Source organism: Pseudomonas sp. YQ_5, assembly GCF_043103305.1.
GTDB lineage: Bacteria > Pseudomonadota > Gammaproteobacteria > Pseudomonadales > Pseudomonadaceae > Aquipseudomonas > Aquipseudomonas putida_Y.
In genome coordinates, this window is sequence record NZ_JBICJS010000044.1 from 146,460 (window position 1) to 164,184 (window position 17,725).

Annotated in this window: 14 protein-coding genes; 6 read left to right on the forward strand and 8 right to left on the reverse strand. The window is 60.5% G+C overall.

From position 1 onward, the window contains the following. Positions 1-42 precede the first annotated feature (42 nt). A complete protein-coding gene (locus ACF8EA_RS08895) occupies positions 43-522 on the reverse strand; it encodes a VOC family protein (protein WP_021782962.1) in 480 nt (159 codons plus the stop codon). A gap of 110 nt (positions 523-632) precedes the next feature. Further along, positions 633-2,252 (reverse strand): NADP-dependent glyceraldehyde-3-phosphate dehydrogenase, encoded by a 1,620-nt coding sequence (locus ACF8EA_RS08900; protein WP_392521644.1) that lies wholly within the window; start codon positions 2,250-2,252, stop codon positions 633-635. 455 nt (positions 2,253-2,707) lie between these two features. On the opposite strand from ACF8EA_RS08900, the gene ACF8EA_RS08905 reads away from it, so the two are divergent. The 3 genes from ACF8EA_RS08905 to ACF8EA_RS08915 all read left to right on the forward strand — a co-directional run bounded on the left by ACF8EA_RS08905 (position 2,708) and on the right by ACF8EA_RS08915 (position 5,950). Continuing rightward, the gene (locus tag ACF8EA_RS08905; protein WP_021782964.1) at positions 2,708-3,862 is read left to right on the forward strand and encodes a hypothetical protein; all 1,155 of its coding nucleotides are present in this window, start codon (positions 2,708-2,710) and stop codon (positions 3,860-3,862) included. 73 nt (positions 3,863-3,935) lie between these two features. After that, a complete protein-coding gene (locus ACF8EA_RS08910) occupies positions 3,936-5,054 on the forward strand; it encodes a glycosyltransferase 61 family protein (protein ID WP_021782965.1) in 1,119 nt (372 codons plus the stop codon). A gap of 47 nt (positions 5,055-5,101) precedes the next feature. Further along, on the forward strand, positions 5,102-5,950 hold the full coding sequence (locus tag ACF8EA_RS08915) for an AraC family transcriptional regulator (protein ID WP_392521646.1): 849 nt from the start codon (positions 5,102-5,104) through the stop codon (positions 5,948-5,950). Here ACF8EA_RS08915 and ACF8EA_RS08920 read toward each other — a convergent pair. Beyond that, a complete protein-coding gene (locus ACF8EA_RS08920; protein ID WP_021782967.1) occupies positions 5,915-6,496 on the reverse strand; it encodes a LysE family translocator in 582 nt (193 codons plus the stop codon). The genes ACF8EA_RS08915 and ACF8EA_RS08920 overlap by 36 nt on opposite strands. 288 nt (positions 6,497-6,784) lie before the next feature. Between ACF8EA_RS08920 and ACF8EA_RS08925 the strand changes: the two genes are divergently transcribed. Then, on the forward strand, positions 6,785-8,356 hold the full coding sequence (locus ACF8EA_RS08925; RefSeq protein WP_274147640.1) for a TerC family protein: 1,572 nt from the start codon (positions 6,785-6,787) through the stop codon (positions 8,354-8,356). On the opposite strand, the gene rarD is transcribed toward ACF8EA_RS08925, so the two are convergent. Together rarD and ACF8EA_RS08935 are read right to left on the reverse strand one after the other, a co-directional pair. After that, on the reverse strand, positions 8,319-9,206 hold the full coding sequence (gene rarD, locus ACF8EA_RS08930) for an EamA family transporter RarD (RefSeq protein WP_252460093.1): 888 nt from the start codon (positions 9,204-9,206) through the stop codon (positions 8,319-8,321). The genes ACF8EA_RS08925 and rarD overlap by 38 nt on opposite strands. 33 nt (positions 9,207-9,239) lie before the next feature. Next, a complete protein-coding gene (locus ACF8EA_RS08935) occupies positions 9,240-10,826 on the reverse strand; it encodes an EAL domain-containing protein (RefSeq protein ID WP_392521648.1) in 1,587 nt (528 codons plus the stop codon). Positions 10,827-11,124: 298 nt separating this feature from the next. Here ACF8EA_RS08935 and hppD point away from each other — a divergent pair, with 298 nt between their 5' ends. After that, positions 11,125-12,201: a 4-hydroxyphenylpyruvate dioxygenase gene (hppD, locus tag ACF8EA_RS08940; protein WP_028697182.1), complete on the forward strand. Its 1,077-nt coding sequence runs from the start codon at positions 11,125-11,127 to the stop codon at positions 12,199-12,201. A 22-nt stretch (positions 12,202-12,223) separates the two neighbouring features. On the opposite strand, the gene ACF8EA_RS08945 is transcribed toward hppD, so the two are convergent. After that, complete coding sequence (locus ACF8EA_RS08945) at positions 12,224-13,030, reverse strand: CSS-motif domain-containing protein (protein ID WP_021782972.1); 807 nt, start codon at positions 13,028-13,030, stop codon at positions 12,224-12,226. A 129-nt stretch (positions 13,031-13,159) separates the two neighbouring features. Then, positions 13,160-13,846 carry a type 1 glutamine amidotransferase domain-containing protein gene (locus ACF8EA_RS08950; protein ID WP_103444474.1) on the reverse strand — a complete coding sequence of 229 codons (687 nt, stop codon included), beginning with the start codon at positions 13,844-13,846 and terminating at the stop codon, positions 13,160-13,162. Between the two features lie 192 nt (positions 13,847-14,038). Here ACF8EA_RS08950 and ACF8EA_RS08955 point away from each other — a divergent pair, with 192 nt between their 5' ends. Then, positions 14,039-16,102 (forward strand): PAS domain-containing sensor histidine kinase, encoded by a 2,064-nt coding sequence (locus tag ACF8EA_RS08955; protein ID WP_103444473.1) that lies wholly within the window; start codon positions 14,039-14,041, stop codon positions 16,100-16,102. 4 nt (positions 16,103-16,106) lie between these two features. On the opposite strand, the gene ACF8EA_RS08960 is transcribed toward ACF8EA_RS08955, so the two are convergent. Further along, entirely contained in the window at positions 16,107-17,723 is a 1,617-nt protein-coding gene (locus tag ACF8EA_RS08960; protein WP_392521649.1) for a response regulator, read from the reverse strand. Positions 17,724-17,725 lie beyond the last annotated feature (2 nt).

Below are 17,725 nucleotides of genomic sequence, written 5' to 3' on the forward strand. Positions count from 1 at the left end.
CCAAGCTACGAGCCTCAAGCTTCAAGCAAAGTCGCGCGGCTTTCAACTCGCCGCTTGGCTTCCGCCGAACATCTTCGCGGCGCGGGCGCGAATCTCATCGGGGGTCAGGTCCTCTTTGTGGGTGGAAACGAACCAGATGTTGCCAAACGGATCTTTCAGGGTGCCACTGCGGTCACCGTAAAACTGGTCGGTCAAGGGATGTAACTGGATGCCCCCGGCGGCCAAGGCCTGGGCGTAGACCTTGTCGCAGTCTTCAACATACAAGTGCAGACCTACACCCGCACCGCTGAGTTTCTGGCTGGCGGTGAGCCCGCCTTCCATGTCGCAGGGGTCGCCCAGCATCAGCGAAGAGTCGCCGATTCTCAGTTCGGCATGGCCAACGCGACCGCCCGGGGCATCGAGGCGGAACATTTCCTTCGCACCAAAAGCTTGCTTGTAGAATTCGATGGCCTTGGCGGCGTCGTTGATGGCCAGGTAGGGCGTGATGCTGCGCTGGCCTTCGGGGATGGGTTTGACTGCCATGTTCGACTCTCCTGTGCAATGGGCGCCGAAGGGCGCCCTGTTGCTTAGAGTCGTTCGCCCAGATGGAAAATCGACAGTGACGCTAGATCGATTGTCTATAAGTGCGGCGGTCAGAAGATGTAGTCGGTGGTCAGGAAGCTCGACTGGCGGTTGCGAATGATCTCGCTGATCAGCGCTTTGTTGGCCTCCTGGAAGCGTGTGGCGACCAGCGTCCGAATGGAGAACACACGCAAAGCGTCATGCACGGACAGCGTGCCCTCGGCGCTGTTCTTGCGGCCATTGAACGGGTAGGTGTCCGGCCCGCGTTGGCACTGAGCGTTGATGTTGATGCGCCCGACCTGGTTGGCGAAGATGTCGACGAGGCTGCCGATGGTGGCCGGGTCGTTGCCGAACAGGCTCAGTTGCTGGCCGTAGTCGGAGTCCAGCACATAGTCGATCACCGTCTGCAGGTCGCGGTAGGGCACCACCGGTACCAGCGGGCCGAACTGCTCCTCGTGGTACACGCGCATTTCCCGGCTGACCGGGTACAGCAAGGCCGGGTAGAAGAATGAGCCACGGCTTTGCCCGCCATTTTCGTTGAGTACGCGTGCACCCTTGGCCGCCGCATCGGCTACCAGGCCATCGAGGTAGTCAACCTTGCCAGGCTCGGGCAACGGCGTCAGTGCCACGCCAGGCTCCCACGGCATGCCGGGCTTGAGCGCGGCCAGTTTGCGCTGGAACTTGTCGAGGAAGGCCTCGACCACATCCTCGTGCACGAACAGTATCTTCAGCGCTGTGCAGCGCTGGCCGTTGAACGACAGCGCCCCGGTGACGGCCTCTTCGACAGCGTTGTCGAGGTCGACCTGGGGCAGCACGATGCCCGGGTTCTTGGCGTCCAGGCCCAGTGCGGCGCGCAGGCGATGCGGGCGTGGGTGCAGTTTCTTAAGGTCGCTGGCGGCCTTGTGCGTGCCGATGAAGGCGAATACATCGACCTTGCCGCTGGCCATCAGCGCGCTAACCGTTTCCCGGCCGCGTCCATAGATGACATTGATCACGCCTGGCGGGAAGCTGTCGCGGAACGCTTCAAGCAAGGGGTGAATCAGCAGTACGCCAAACTTGGCCGGCTTGAACACCACAGTGTTGCCCATGATCAGCGCCGGGATCAGCGTGGTAAAGGTTTCGTTCAGGGGGTAGTTGTAGGGCCCCATGCACAGTGCCACGCCCAGCGGGACGCGACGGATCTGGCCGAGGGTGCCTTGTTCCAGTTCGAAGCGGCTGGAGTGTCGGTCCAGGTCCTTGAGGGCGTTGATGGTGTCGACGATGTAGTCGCAGGTGCGGTCGAATTCCTTCTCCGAATCCTTCAGGTTCTTGCCGATCTCCCACATCAGCAGCTTGACCACGGCCTGGCGCTGTTCACGCATGCGTGCAAGGAAGGTTTCGACATGCTGGATACGCTCGGCCACGCGCATGTTCGGCCAGGCGCCACGGCCTTTGTCATAGGCCTGCACGGCGGCATCGAGGGCGGTCAGCGCGGTATCGGCATCCAGCAGCGGGGCGCTGCCCAATATGACCTGATGCTCTTCGTTGCCTTGTTTGATCCACACCGGGCTGCGCACCGTGGCCAACGGGCCGTCCCAGCGCCTGAGTTCACCGTTGACCAGGTAGTCGCGTTGTTCCAGTGGGGCTCCCAGGCGCCAGGTTTCCGGGATGTTCTCGGCGCTGGGGAAGAGTGAATCGAGCAAACGGTCCATGGGTACTGCACCTCACATCAAAGGGCGGTTTTCAAGTCAGTTGAATCGTTTCAGCCAGAGCATGCACTGGCTGCCGGAAAAACACCAGTCTGGCTCAACATGGCCGCCCACGCCTACCGGCAAGCAGTCGGCGGCCTGACGGTCGTTTATGCTAGAGAAGGCGCCAAAGCTTATTCATTGATAGCAAAGTGGGCGGCGGACGCTTGATGGGCACGGTTATAGCAAAAGTGCTGCTGAGCATCGGTTTGATGCGGGGAATTTGACGCCATGAAACTTGATCTAAAGTCAGCCAGAAGCCGCTTGCCAAAGCGTTTGCAGGCATCTTAAATTGTTACTGAATGTGATAATTAAGTTTCAAGTAAAACAATAAAAATCAAAGTGTTAAGTGTTTTTGCGGGTTTTTTCTCTTGTTCCGATTGGCCAATAGTGCACTTCAAAAGGACGTCGAAGAAGAAATGAAAAAGACCTTGACGACTGTGGCGCGCAAGCTCCTGTCGCCCTCCACGCGCTACGAAATCAGGCTGCTGTCCAGCAAAGTGCGAGAAATGTTGGCGCGTGCCTGTCTCTGGCGTTGGGAAGTTGCCAGGTTTCGCCCGCAACAGGAGAGCCCGTACGAAATCCTCTACATCGGCCGCAAGCAGCAACGGGAGATGGCCAAGCTGCTGATCGGTGGCAAGGGCCAAGGCAGCGCATCGATCGTAGACGGTGCAAATGCCACGGCGGCTGCGAGCCACGTAGTGGTCATCAGCGAAATGCCCACGTCGGGGGCGTTGTCGGTGCCGCATTACCTGAGCGCCGTGGTGCCGTTGGGGCGCTCGCTGGAAGACATCACTGCCCGTTACGACAGCGAACTGCGGCGCAGCATTCGCAAGAACCGGCCGCTCTATCACATGCGCCAAACCCTTTCGGACGAAGAAATCGCCATGGCCGACCGGGATCTGCTGCGCCCTTATGCTTCGGCCCGGCAGGGCATTCATGCCGCGCAGTTTCCTACCGAAGAGGTGTTCCGTATTGCCAAGAGTGTCGGCCGGCTTGACTTGATCATGCTGGGCGATGAGGTGATCGGCTGCCACCTGGGGTGTGAAGTGGTGCGCGGCGGCAAGCGTTACTGGAGCACGTTGCGCTTTGGTTATTGTGAAGCGGTGTTTTCCGATGCGAAGAAATTGCGCGAGGTGAATTCGATCACCACCTTCATGGCGCTCGAATGGGCATTGGAGCAGGGCTTCGATTATTACGATATCGGCCTGTGTCTGGCGCGCCCGGACGACGGCCTGCTGAAGTGGAAGCGCCGCCGCGGTGGTGATATCGACTCGCTGGGTAACCATGCGTACCTGTTTGTCCGTCTGCCCAAGACCGGTACGGCAAAGTTCTTGTGGGATACGCCGATGTTCGCGGTCGAAGGCGACAAGCTGACGTTGCATCTGGGGCTGCCGGATGGCCCAAGCGATGAGGAAGTTGCCAGCCGCTATCACGAAATGGTGTTTGGTGGCCTGCACAAGATTTATCTCTATGGAGGCAGCGGGGCTGGCGAACCGTTCGTGGAAACGTTGCGCAGCCGTTACGCCAACTTGCAATCACCGCCCACCATGGAAAGAGTCACGAGTGATTGAGTGACAGCCAGGGATGCATTGATCTGGCGCCTGGCGCCGGGGTCCAGACTTCGTCATCAGGGGAGGACGCTTCATGGGAAGCGACATCTCGCAGTTCAGTGCATCGCCCGCAGCCAGGCAACACACCTGGACCTTGGCCGCCTACCGCTACATGCTGCGCAAACGACTTGGCAGAAGAGCGGCGATCGACATCAAGAACCTCGCCACCAAGAGCTGGGACATCGCCCCGGGCGAAGCCACGGTTTCGCCGCCGGCCATTTTCCTGCCCGGCCAGCTGGAGCGGGTGACGGGCTGGGAAGGCAAGCGGTTTTACCCCTACGTGCACCCGGCGCAGACCATGGCGGGAGGCGTCAATGCGTTGCAAGGACCAACCCGCGGCTACCTGATCAAGGATGTGTGGCTGGTCGATGGGGCGTTGTACAAGGGTAAGGCCAGCCATTGGCTGTCACAGAAGCCGAATACCTTCCCGACCATCCTCATCGACAATGAAATCGACCGCGCCGCGATCTATTGCACACAAAACGGTAACGCCTGGTTCGGCACCTGGCTGATGGAAGATTGCCCGACCTATGCGCTGGCCTGCAACGAAGGCATCCCGGTGACCACCGCTCCCTCTGCCAGGTATCCGCTGTTTACCCAGGCACCGGCCTATGAAGACTGGCTGGACATGAAGCCTTTGCGCCTGCGCAGTGCGTTCTTTCGCGAGTTGGTGCTGTTCGATGACCAGAGCAACAACCGTAGCCGGCATGCTCGCTACCGAGCCATGGGTGACAAACTGCTGTCGCATGTGTCGTACACGCAGCACCCGGGGGTTTTCCTGTTGCGGGGCGGTGATGGTGACCTGCGCCTGTTGCGCAACGAGCTGGAGCTTGCCGAACACCTGCGCACGACCCGCGGTTTTCGCATCGTCAACCCGCTGAAGTCCGATGTACCGAGTATTGTCGCGGCTTGCGCCGGGGCTAAAGTGGTCATCGGGGTGGAGGGTAGCCAGTTGGTGCATGGCGTGAACGTACTGCAGGCTGGAGGCTGCCTGCTGACTTTGCAGCCGCCGAACCGTTTCGTCAGTTACTACAAGTACCTGACGGATCGTGATCACCAGCATTTCGGCTTTGTGGTTGGCCTGCCGGAAGGCGATGGTTTCAGGATCGATATTGGCGAAGTGGAGCGCACGCTGGATCTGTTCCCACGATAAGTGTGTAGTATCCGTGCATGGATCAGCGGCGGGCAGGGCAGTAGAGGATGATCGAGGTATCACGGTTTTGGCGCGACCCTGCCTTGCCGTTCGTCGAAGCCCGACGGGTAGGGGACGGGCGCAAGGTGTGCTACGCCGCGCACTCCCACGAGAGCTTCTCCATCGGTGTCATCACGGGGGGGCGTAGCACTTACATCAACAGTGACCAGTGCATTGAGGTTGGGGCGGGTACCACGGTGTTGATGAACCCGGGCGTGGTGCATACCTGCAACCCTATTGCCGGGGAACCCTGGTCTTACCTGATGCTGTTCGTCGATCAGCCTTGGTTGAGGGCATTGGGTTTTACCCTGCCCACGCAGACCTGGAGCCGCTCGCCTGTGTTGTATGGGCGGCTGTTGCAGGCCTTTGCCGATCTGTTCGATGCCAGGCTGCCTGATCGCGAAGCCCGCCTGGCGGCCCTGTTTCACGCGTTACCGGGCATGCTTGGCGGTAATGCCAGCGAGGGTGGCGAGGGCAATCCACGGCTGGATGCAGCGGCAGCGTTCATACGCGCCCATCGCAGTGACCCGCTCAGCCTTGAGGATATCTGCAGGGCCTGTGGCCTGTCCCGTTCCTACCTGATTCGTGCCTTTCGCCAACGCTTTGGCCTGACGCCGCATGGCTACCTGCTGGACCAGCGCGTGCAACTGGCCCGGGCGCAGTTGCGCCAGGGCCGCTCAATTGCTGAAGTTGCGCAGGACGCCGGGTTTGCTGATCAGGCGCACCTGCAGCGGGCATTCAAACAGCACCTGGCGGCGACACCGGGGCATTACAGAAACGCCGTCGCTAGCCTGGGCGCTCCTGCAGGAGCCGGGCAAGCCTTAAAGGATCAGGTAAACCGCGCTGGCGACCAGTAACACGGCCAGGCTCCGATTGAGCATGCGCAGGTGACGTGGGTTGTCCAGGTACTGGCGAATAACGCTGCCGGCCCAGGCCCAGCAGGCCACCGAGATGAAACAGATTGGGCCGTAGATCCAGGTAAACAGCCACAGCAAGTGCTGTTCACCGCCGGTGTAGGCTCCCACCCCGGCAACGGCTGCCAACCAGGCTTTGGGGTTAAGCCACTGCATCGCTGCGCCGTGCCAGGCTGAAGGGGCATGGGTAGGCTGTGCGTTGTTCAGGTTGCCGTCGTCACTGGCCAGTTTCCACGCCATGTACAGCAGAAACGCCACACCGCCCCAGTGCAACATCAGGCCCAACAGGGGCCAACGCAACAGCAGTTGATGCAGGCCCAGCCCTACCAGCACCAGCAACAGGCAGAAGCCCAGCGTGGCGCCGGCTACATGTGCCACGCTGGCGCGCAGGCCATGGCGGGCACCACTGCCAAGTGCGACGATGTTGACCGGGCCGGGGGAGATCGAAGCCGCAAGCGCGAAGGCGGCCATGGACAAGTACAGGCTCATGAGGAAGATCCGGGTGTTTAGGGAGGCGTTATCCTCGCGTGGCTGGCGTTCTGATGTATTGAACAAAAGTACCTGCGCACAACTCGCGCCTGCTAGGCTGATGGCGATGCAGGGGGACAGGTTTTGTAATAGTTTTGCGCTACTACAGAAACCTGCTGTGCTTGTAGCATCGTCCTCCCAATTTGTTATCAAGGTCTATATGAGCACCTTCGCGGAGCCCCCCAGTTTTCGGCTTTTCTGGCCATCCTTCCCCCGTCCGTGTGACGTTTCCCTCGTGAGTACCCGCTAATGGAATGGCTAGCCGACCCCACGGCCTGGCTAGGCCTGCTGACGCTTATCGTCCTCGAGCTGGTGCTGGGTATCGACAACCTGGTGTTCATCGCCATCCTCGCCGACAAGTTGCCGCCCCACCAGCGCGACCGCGCGCGGGTCATTGGCCTGAGCCTGGCGCTCATCATGCGCCTGGGCCTGTTGGCCAGCATTTCGTGGATGGTCACCCTGACCGCACCGCTGTTCGAAGTGTTCGGCAAGAGCTTCTCTGGCCGTGACCTGATCATGCTGTTTGGTGGTGTGTTCCTGCTGTTCAAGGCCACCATGGAGCTGCATGAACGCCTGGAAGGTCACGTGACCCAGGCCAGTGGCACACTGCGCCATGCCGCATTCTGGCCGATCGTTGCCCAGATCGTGGTACTGGACGCGGTATTCTCGCTGGATGCCGTGATCACGGCGGTGGGCATGGTCGATGAGCTGTCCGTGATGATGATCGCGGTGATCTTCTCGATCGGTATCATGATCGTTGCCAGCAAGCCGCTGACCCGCTTCGTCAACGCCCACCCCACGGTGATCATGCTGTGCCTGGGCTTCCTGATGATGATCGGTTTCAGCCTCACCGCAGAAGGCCTGGGTTTCCATATCCCGAAAGGCTACTTGTACGCGGCCATCGGCTTCTCGATCCTGATCGAGATGTTCAACCAACTGGCCCGTGCCCGCCGCAAGCGCAGCTTGCAACAGCATCGGCCGTTGCGCGAACGGACTGCCCATGCCGTGCTGCGCCTGCTGGGCGGCCGCCGGGTCGAGGCTGACGAGGTAGGCGAGGAAATTGCCGACCTGGTCGAGGGCGGCGGGGAACAGGTGCTGTTCGACCGGCGTGAGCGGGTCATGATCAGCGGCGTGCTGAACCTGGCCGAGCGACCGATTCGTACGGTGATGACTGCCCGTGCCGAGGTTGATGTGATCGACCTGGCGCAACCGGCCGACGCCATTGCCCAGGCCCTGGCCAATTCGCCGTACTCGCGCCTGCCGCTGATCCGCGATGGCCGTGTGGACGAGCCCTTGGGCTTTGTGCACAAGAAGGAACTGCTCAAAGAGCTGCTTTCGGGCAGCCAGCCCGACCTGGAAAACATGGCCCGGGCGCCGTTGAACCTACTGGAGAGCTTCAGCATCCTCAATGCTCTGGAGCAAATGCGCGGTCAGTCGACGCATATTGCCTTTGTGGTCAACGAGTTCGGTGACTTCACCGGGCTGCTGACCATGACCGACATCCTTGAGTCGATTGCCGGTGAGCTGCCGGATGCCAGCGAAGTTGAAGGCCCGGGCATCGTTCAGGAGGGGGAAGGCTTTGTGGTCAGCGGCGCGCTGAACCTCAGCCAGGTGCAGGCGCGTACTGGCTTCAGTGCCCGTGCTACCGAGGATTACCAGACCCTTGCGGGCCTGGTGATGAGCTTGCTCGACCGTCTGCCGATGGTCGGTGACCGGCTGGCCTGGAATGGCTGGATGCTGACCGTAGAGGCGGTTGAAGAGCGACGGGTGCGCCAGGTTCGGCTCACACCGAACCGCGACGCTGACGTAGCAGGTGCTTGAAGCCTTCAAGCACCAGCACCAGTACCGCGGCCCAGATTGGCAGGTAGGTCAGCCACTGATCCGGGCCGATGGTTTCGCCCAGCAGCAGTGCCACGCCCACCAGCAGCACGGGTTCGACGTAGCTGAGCAGGCCGAACAGGCTGAATGGCAGCATGCGGCTGGCCAGCACGTACGCGATCAGCGCCGAAGCGCTGATCGCGCCAAGGATCGGGATCAACACGTAGAGCCCCGGGTGTGCTTGCAGGTCGGCGCTGGACAGTGGGCTCTGGATCACGAAGTACAGCGCCCACGGCAGCAGCAGGCACATGTCGCACCACAGACCGCCCAGGTGGTCGGTGCGGCAGCGTCGGCGCAGCACGAAGTAGACCGGGTAGCCCATCGTGACCAGCAGGGTCTCCCAGGCAAAACTGCCATTTTGGTACAGCTCGTGGCCCACGCCCAGCGCGGCGCAGGCCACGGCTACCGTCTGCAGGCGTGACAGGCGCTCGCCATATACCAGCCGCCCGGTCAGGACCATGGCCAGTGGCAGCAGGAAGTAACCCATCGACACTTCCAGGCTGCGCCCATGCAGGGGCGCCCAGAGAAACAGCCACAGCTGCACCCCCATCAACCAGGACGTGCCGACCATGCCGAGCAACAGCACCGGTGTGCGTTTCACCCGACCCATCAGTTCGCCCACCCGCTTCCAGTCTTTCGAGACAAGCATGAACAAGGTGAGGCAGGGCAGTGTCAGCAGGGTACGCCAGCCAAAGATTTCTTCGCCATCGAGTGGCTTGAGCAGGGAGGTATAGAAGTACATCACAGCGAACAAACAGGACGCCATGACCGATGAAACAATGCCTTTTGACACGAATGCCTCGAATAAGGGAATTGAGCGGGTTGATCAGCCGCGCATGATCTCAGGGGGCGCGCCTTGCGGCAACTGCGTTGCGCCCGGGTGAGTGGCCAGGGCTTCGAGGAACTGGGCGGCCGGCATGGGCCTGGCGAACAGGTAACCCTGCTGGAAGTCCACCCCGTGCGCGGCCAGGTAGTCGCGCTGCATGGCGGTTTCCACACCCTCGGCGACGATGCCCAGGTCCAGCTTTCCTGATAGCTCGATGATGGTCTCGAGAATGTGTACTGACAGCGCATCGGCGCCGATCATGGCAACAAAGCTCTGGTCTATCTTCAGGTAGTCGACCTTGAATTGCCGCAGGTAGTTGAGGCTCGACTGGCCGGTGCCGAAGTCGTCGAGGGCGATCATCACGCCCATGGCGTGCAGCTTTTCGAACAGCTCAAGGGTGACCGGCGTGGGCTCGATCAGCTTGCGCTCTGTCAGCTCCAGGGTCAGCACCACCCGGCCAGGCGGAAAGTGCTGCAGGAACGTGCGACAGTCATCCAGCAGGCTGAGGTCGCGGCAGTGGTCAGCGGTGATGTTGACACCAATATGGAAGCCGTCTTCCAACAGGCCGGCGTAGGGCGCCAGACTTTGCGCGGTATGTGTCAGCAGCGCGCGGGTCATGGCGACAATCTGCCCGCTGTGTTCGGCATAGGGGATGAACAGGTCGGGGCGAACCAGGCCCTCTCGCGGGTGGTGCCAGCGCATCAGCACCTCCGCGCCAGCCCAGCGGTAATCGCCCTTGCGCACCACCGGCTGAAAATACGGCAGGAATTCATCGGCCTGCAGGGCACGCTCCAGTTCGGCACGCGGTGAGGTGGCGCGGCGAATCTGCCAGCGGCATACCAGCGCCGCCAGGGCACCCAGCACCAGCAGCAGACTGAGCAGGCCAGGGTAGTGGCTGCGTAACAGTTGGCCTTGCTTGTCGGCACTGTAGCCGCCCTGCACGCTGAAAGGGTAGCGGGTTGAGCCAATCAGCACGTTGGCACTGGGTGCTGCGGGGGAGACGCCTTTGTGTACCACCCCGTCCTTGCCCATCCAGGCGTCGCCCACGCGGATCTGCAGTTCTTCATCGGGGCCGATCAGGCGTAGTGCAGTCAGCAGGTGGTCGCCATCCACCGTGGTGATTGCACCGTGGTCGCCGTCGCTGGCACGGTAGACCAGCAGCGGGTGGCCCGGCGTAACCGAGTTGCCGTCCATCAGCCATAACTTGCCGTCGACGTAATCGCCAGGATTGACCGGTTCTTCGAACTCGCCGAACAGCGAAGTGCAATAAAGGTTGTTGTGCCTGAACAGGTTGGTCGAGCGCACGAAGGCATTGCGGGTAACCTGGGCCCGTAGCATAAGCTTGACCTGCTCGCATGGGCTGTCAGTCAGTGGAAGCAGCGAATTGGCGGCACGGGACAGGTCGTCGAGAATGTGTTCGACGTGCTCCAGTGCCTGGCGGGTGGTGGCCTGGCTGCTGGCCTGCATTTCACGCTCGACCTGCCAGTTCATCACGGCCAGGCCGCACATGACCGGCAGCACGCCGACGACCCAGGGCAACAGCGTGCGCCAGCTGAGGGCGGCGCGGCGTTTGACGGTAAGGGGCATGCTGACCTGACTATCATGAAGTAAAACGAGAGGATAGCCGTTTGTCGGCGCGTACGAGTAACTAAAACGCGACAAACCATTTTACGCAATGTAGAATCGATTTACGAATACAACAATAAGGTCCTTCACTTCCGAAGGATCAAGCCCGCCGAGAATGGGTCCATATGACATACCATGGGTTCAAGCTGATCATAGGTGACTACCTCGCCCGTAGTGTGCGGGGCATTCCGTGCTCACCGCCGTTCCTGTTCCACATCCCACGCAATCAATAATTTTCGCTGCAGATGAGAACATGAACATGGCTGATATCTTCGAAAATCCAATGGGCCTGATGGGCTTCGAATTCATCGAACTGGCTTCGCCGACCCCGGGCGTACTTGAGCCTGTATTCCAGATACTGGGCTTCACCAAAGTGGCCACCCACCGTTCCAAGGATGTGCACCTGTATCGCCAGGGTGACATCAACCTGATCCTGAACAATGAACCTAAAAGCATCGCCTCGTACTTCGCCGCTGAACATGGCCCGTCGGTGTGTGGCATGGCCTTCCGCGTGCGCAATGCCCATGAGGCTTATGCCCGCGCCCTGGAACTGGGCGCCCAGCCGGTAGAAATCGAAACCGGCCCGATGGAACTGCGCCTGCCGGCGATCAAGGGTATCGGGGGGGCACCGCTCTACCTGATCGACCGCTTCGAGGAAGGCAGCTCGATCTACGATATCGACTTCAACTTTATCGAAGGCGTGGATCGCAACCCGGTGGGGGCTGGCCTGAAAATCATCGACCACCTCACCCATAACGTTTACCGCGGGCGTATGGCCTACTGGGCCGGGTTCTACGAGAAGCTGTTCAACTTCCGCGAAATCCGCTACTTCGACATCAAGGGCGAATACACCGGCCTCACTTCCAAGGCCATGACTGCTCCTGATGGCATGATCCGCATCCCGCTCAACGAAGAGTCGTCCAAGGGCGCGGGGCAGATCGAAGAGTTCCTGATGCAGTTCAACGGTGAAGGTATCCAGCACGTGGCCTTTCTGACCGATGACCTGCTCAAGACCTGGGATGCCCTGAAGGGGCTGGGCATGCGCTTCATGACCCCGCCACCGCAAACCTACTACGAAATGCTCGAAGAGCGCCTGCCTGGCCATGGTGAGCCGGTCGACCAGCTGCAAGCGCGTGGCATCCTGCTCGATGGCGCCTCGCAACCCGAAGACAAGCGCCTGCTGCTGCAGATTTTCTCGGAAACCCTGCTTGGCCCGGTCTTTTTCGAGTTCATCCAGCGCAAAGGTGACGATGGCTTTGGTGAGGGCAACTTCAAGGCGCTGTTCGAATCCATCGAACGTGACCAGGTACGCCGTGGCGTGCTGAGCACAGACTGACCGCCTTGGAGTACCGTCGTCGTCATGCTCGTTCGGCGGCGGTACCCCGCCTGTTTGCACGTGCCCTGAACAGGGCCAGATAAACGATCGAGCCGGTCACGATCCCCACCAGCATCAGCGAGGGCGCGATCTGCAGCACCGACTGGCGGATTTCCTGAGCGGTGAAACCCTCCGGGTAGCCACCTTTGACCGTGTAGCCATATCTGGCCGACATTGCGCTGGTAAAAAACTCGGCCTGTGAAGGGCGTTCAAGGCTGCGGCTGTCACCATTGCTCCATATGTAGCGGTCGCCAAACTCGACCAGCAGTGTCAGCCCATCCTGAAAGCCATCCAGTTCGTTGCGAATCTGCATGGCATAGGCTGTCACGATCACGCCATTGTTCTTGCCTTTTTGATGAAAGTCGACCAGCAGCTTCTGGCGCGTGTCAGGAGGGCCGTAGGACAGTGCGACCCGCTGGCCGGACAACGCGAACGATGAATAATGCTCCAGCGAACCTGAAGCCGTGCTGCAGTAAGGTTGATTGTCTTTGAGTAAGGTCAATGACCTGACCATGGAGCGAATGGCAACCTGGTCCTGCAAGGCACTTTTGACGCTATCGCAAGATTCCCCTGCAAAGGGCAGGGTGCGTAGGGCTGTCTCGTGCATTCTGTCCAGTGCATTATCGACGCTGAAAACCGCCTCCTGAACGGAAATGCTGGCGTTTTCCGCAAGTTTCGCTTCCAGCTGGAAAGCCATTACCAGCAAACCGGAAACCACAGGCACCAGCGCCACTGCAATGAGCAGCAGCAGCTCCACCATGCTGCGCCCTGCGTGCATGATTTTCGACATAGGCTAATAGTTCTCCGCTCTGAAACTGTTCGTGGTGAACAGCTGAGCCCTGAGCCTATGTATTTGCTGTCCGGGCTGCTGTAGTCCGGCTGCAGTTGAAACGGTAGGAAATCGAGCGCATTGATGTAGCTAACTGCCGTTGAGCTTTTTAAGCACTGCTTCGGCCAGCAAGGCAGTGGAAGCGGGGTTCTGCCCGGTGATCAGCCGATCATCGTCGACCACGTACGGCTTCCACGGCTCATCATGTTTGCTGTACTTACCGCCGCGACCTACAAGCTCGATCTCCGTCAAGAAAGGCACTACGTCGTTCAATTCGACCAGTTTTTCCTCTATGTTGGAAAAGCCGGTCACCTTGCGGTCTTTGAGCAGCAGGCAGTTGTTACTCAGCTTGATGTTCAGCAGGCCGACAACGCCGTGACAGACTGCTGCGACAATGCCACCTTTTTCGTAGATTTTGCGTGCCAGTTCCTGCAACGGCTGGTTATCGGCGAAGTCGTACATCACCCCATGCCCACCGGTGTAATAGATGACGCTGTATTCGTCGGCCTTCACCTGCCCTGGGGCCAATGTACTGCCCAGGCGCGTCATGAAGCGCTTGTCGTCGTACCACTGCCAGTCCAGGTCAGGGGCCATCTCCAGGCTTTTCGGGTCGACGGGAACGTAACCGCCCTGTGGGCTGACATAATCGACCGTGTAGCCGGCCTTTTCGACTTTCTCGACAAAGTGAACGGCTTCACCCAGCCACAACCCGGTTGCCCGTTTGAGGGTTGGATACTTCGCTGTATTGGTCAACACCACCAGAATTTTCTTGCTCATGACCCTGCTCCCGTCGGCAACCTGAATGGGCCGGTGCTCCCTGGCCCGAGGGAAAACCTAAATAGCATAGCTGCCACCTGCAAGTACGCCATGGCATGCAGTATATGCTGTGCTAACTTGAACAGATTCCACGGGCGAGCCTTGGGCCTGGCGACACTGTGGTCAACCCTGAGCATTGCTGGAGTCACGATATTGGTCGCAAACGGTACGCCACGCGAGCCTGCACCGCAGGTCATCCTGCATTCGCCTGCTTTGCCATCGATCGAGCCGATGGGCGAGCGGATAGCCCAGTTCGACTGGTGGCGTACCTCGCTTGGGCCATTGTCGCGCTGGCCTGCCTCGTTGCGCATTGCCGTGGACATGATGCACTTGTCGCCCTTCCCGTGTGCGGTGGTCTGGGGGCCAGACCTGTGTGTGGTGCATAACGACGGCTACCGGGCGTTGCGGGCATTACCGGATGCGCTGGGTATGGCGTTCGATACCCTGTGGAATGATATCTGGCCAGCAGTGGGGCCCTGGGTGTTCAAGGCACTGGAAGGCCACTCGAATTTTGTCGAAGACCCACCCCTGCGCATCGTCCGCAGTGAGGGCACCGAACCGCTATGGTGTGCATTCGGTTATGCACCCCTGCACGATGAGCTCGGTAACGTGGCCGGGTTTCTGCATACGGTGATCGAGACCACAGCCAGCGTCGAGGCGCACCGCCATTGGCGTGATCAGGTGCAGAACTTTGAGCGCCAGGTCGAGCGCCATGTGGCCGAGCGAGAGCAGTTCTGGTTGCTGTCGCGCGAAGCGATGATGATGCTCACCCCTGAATTGAAACTGCATGCCGCCAACCCGGCCTGGTACCGCATTCTGGGCTGGACACAAGAGCAGGTGCAGGAAATGTCGGTGATGGAACTGGTGCACCCGACAGAGCGTGCCGAAGTCCAATTGGCAATGTCCGGGCTGCTGCAATGCAGGCAGGCGGAGCAGTTGGAGATCCGCCTGCGACACCTCGATGGCCACTACCACTGGTTTCGCTGGAGCGCGCGGTTTGACGGCAGCCTGCTGACTGCGGTTGGCCGGGACATCACCGCAGACCGTGAAGAGGCGGCGCGCCAGGCAGAGGCGCTGATGCGCAACAACGAGCGCATGGAGGTGGTTGGCCAGTTGGCAGGTGGCATGGGCCATGAAATGAACAACTTGCTGTCCGGTATCGGTGGCAGCCTCGAACTGCTGCAACGGCGCCTGCAGGAGGGGCGGCTGGAGCGTGCTGGGGCCTACGTGGACGTTGCGCGCGACGCGGTGCAGCGGGCCATGGACCTGACCCATCGGTTGATCGCATTTTCCCGTCCTCAGCCATTGGCCCCTCGGCCACTGGACTTCAATCGGCAATTACCTCTTAGCGAACCTCTGTTGCTGCGAGCCTTGGGGGCAGAGATGCGTTTGCACTGGCAACTGGATGTTACGCCTTGGGCTGTGAGCCTGGATGTGCGCCAACTCGAGAATGCCTTGATCAACTTGTGTGCCAATGCGCGTGAAGCGTGCCTGGAACAGGGCAATGTCACCATCAGCAGCGTCAACGAACGGCTGACAGCCTTTTTTCCGGATGAAGGTGGCTTGCCGCCAGGCGACTACGTGGCCGTGCATGTCGAGGACGATGGCCATGGCATGTCAGCAGTGGATATCGCCAGGGCTTTTGAACCGTTCTACACCACCAAGCCGCTCGGTCGTGGGGCCGGGCTTGGTCTGTCGATGGTGTATGGCTTTGTCCGTCAGTCAGGCGGCTATGCCTGGATCGAGTCGACGCCGGAACAGGGCACCAAGGTTTCCATGCTTTTCCCGAGGAGCCATGAGCCGGTTCCCGATGAGCCTTTGCCAGTAGCCTTTTCGCAGCGCATGGCACGGGGCGAGCGCCTGCTGCTGGTGGATGATGAATTTGATCTGCGCGCGGTCATGCGCGAGTACCTGACTGAGCGTGGTTTTGACGTCACGGATGTGGGCGATGCCAATACCGCACTGGAGCGCTTCCGCAATGGCGGCCCTTTCGATCTGGTCATAACCGATATCGGTTTGCCAGGTGGATTCAGTGGCCGGCAAGTGGCCAAGGCCATGCGCATGCAGCTTGCACAACAGAAAATTTTGTTTATCACCGGTTATGCGGACCAGTCTATCGAAGCGCGATTGCTCGATCAGCCTGGCACGGCATTATTGAACAAGCCGTTTTCGCTGGCACACCTTGCCGATGAGGCGCTACGCATGCTTGACGCGTAGCGTTTCAAGGGTTGCCTAGAATTTGTGTCACTTGAGCCTGCAACTGCTGCAACTCGAACGGCTTGCAGATCAGGTGCATGCCAGCGCCCAGGAAGCCTTCACGGGCCATGGCTGTTTCCGCGTAACCGGTGATGAACAGCACCGGTAATTGTGGGCGCAGGCTGCGGGCAATTTCTGCCAGTTGCCGGCCGTTCATGCCGGGCAAGCCCACATCAGTGACCAGCAAATCCACCGGTTGTGCCGAGCGCAGCACCTTCAGGCCCTCATTGGCGTCGGCTGCGCTTTGGCAGGGGAAGCCGTTTTCGCGCAACGCCTGGCAGAGCAGTTGGCGCACATGGGGATCGTCCTCGACAATCAGCACGTGTCGGCTGCAGCCGTCTTGCCTGGGGGGCACAGGTTCGCTGGAGGGCAGGGCCTGGTCGACATGGCGTGGCAAATACAGCTCCACCTGGGTTCCCTGGCCAATCTCGCTGCTGAGGGTGATATGCCCGTGGGACTGCTTGCTGAAGCCGTACACCATCGACAACCCCAGGCCAATGCCCTGGCCGGTCGCCTTGGTGCTGAAGAACGGCTCGAAGGCGTGCTCCAGCGTGCTTTGCGCCATGCCTTGGCCGCTGTCGATGATTCGCAGGCGCACATAGTCGCCGGTGCGCAAAGCGCCGTCACCGAACTGCTCGGTGGAGATGCGATGATTGCTTGCCTCGATGCGTAGCAGGCCACCGTTGGGCATGGCCTCGCTGGCATTGAGCAGCAGGTTGTCGAGGGCTTCTTGCAACTGCTGGTCATCCGCCTCCACGGGCCACAGGTTTTTAGCCGCGTGCACTTGCAGGGTTATTGCCGGGCTCAGGCAAGCCTTCAGGCGCTTTACATCGAGCAAGGTAGGCAGGTCTATACGTTGGCTGTGCAGCGATTGGCGGGAAGAGAAGGCAAGCAGGCGGTGGGTCAGGCGGGCAGCGCGCGAAACGGCCTCGCGGCCCATGCACAGAACGCCATCCAGGCCGTCGCTGCGGCCTTGGCGCAGTCGCCGCTGCACAAGTTCGAAACTGCCGCTGATGCTGGTGAGCAGGTTGTTGAAGTCATGGGCGACGCCGCCGGCCAGTTGGCCGATGGCCTCCATCTTGCGTGCCTGGCAGCGGGCGAATTCACTGCGGTCCTGCTCTTTTTCCGGCGTTGAAGGCCGGCTGTCCAGGCGCTGCTGCATGCCATAGAGCTGGTCACGGGTGACGTACTGTCGCCGGCGGTTGCGTAGCGCGGACCGGGTCATGTGCAACAATTGGGCATTCTCGAAAGGCGCGACCAGCCATAGAAGATTGCCCACCGGATGATGACTCACGCCAGCTGCCGACCAGGCACCCTGGGTCACCAGCACAATGGGCAAATCCGACCAGCTCGGTTGCTGGTCGATGAATGCCTGTAGCAAGGCGCTTGGGCCTTGGTTGAACACCTGCTCGGCAATGATCGCCAAGCCTGCGCCTTCGGCCAGACGCGCCTGCAGGTTGGCCAGGTCGACCGCGCAGAGGCTGTTGATGCCCGCAGAAGTCAGCAGACGCGAGGTGTCCGCCGCCAGTTCTGGCGGTGCGAGGATCAAGGCACGTTCATCCAGCGCCAACGAACTGGCCAAAA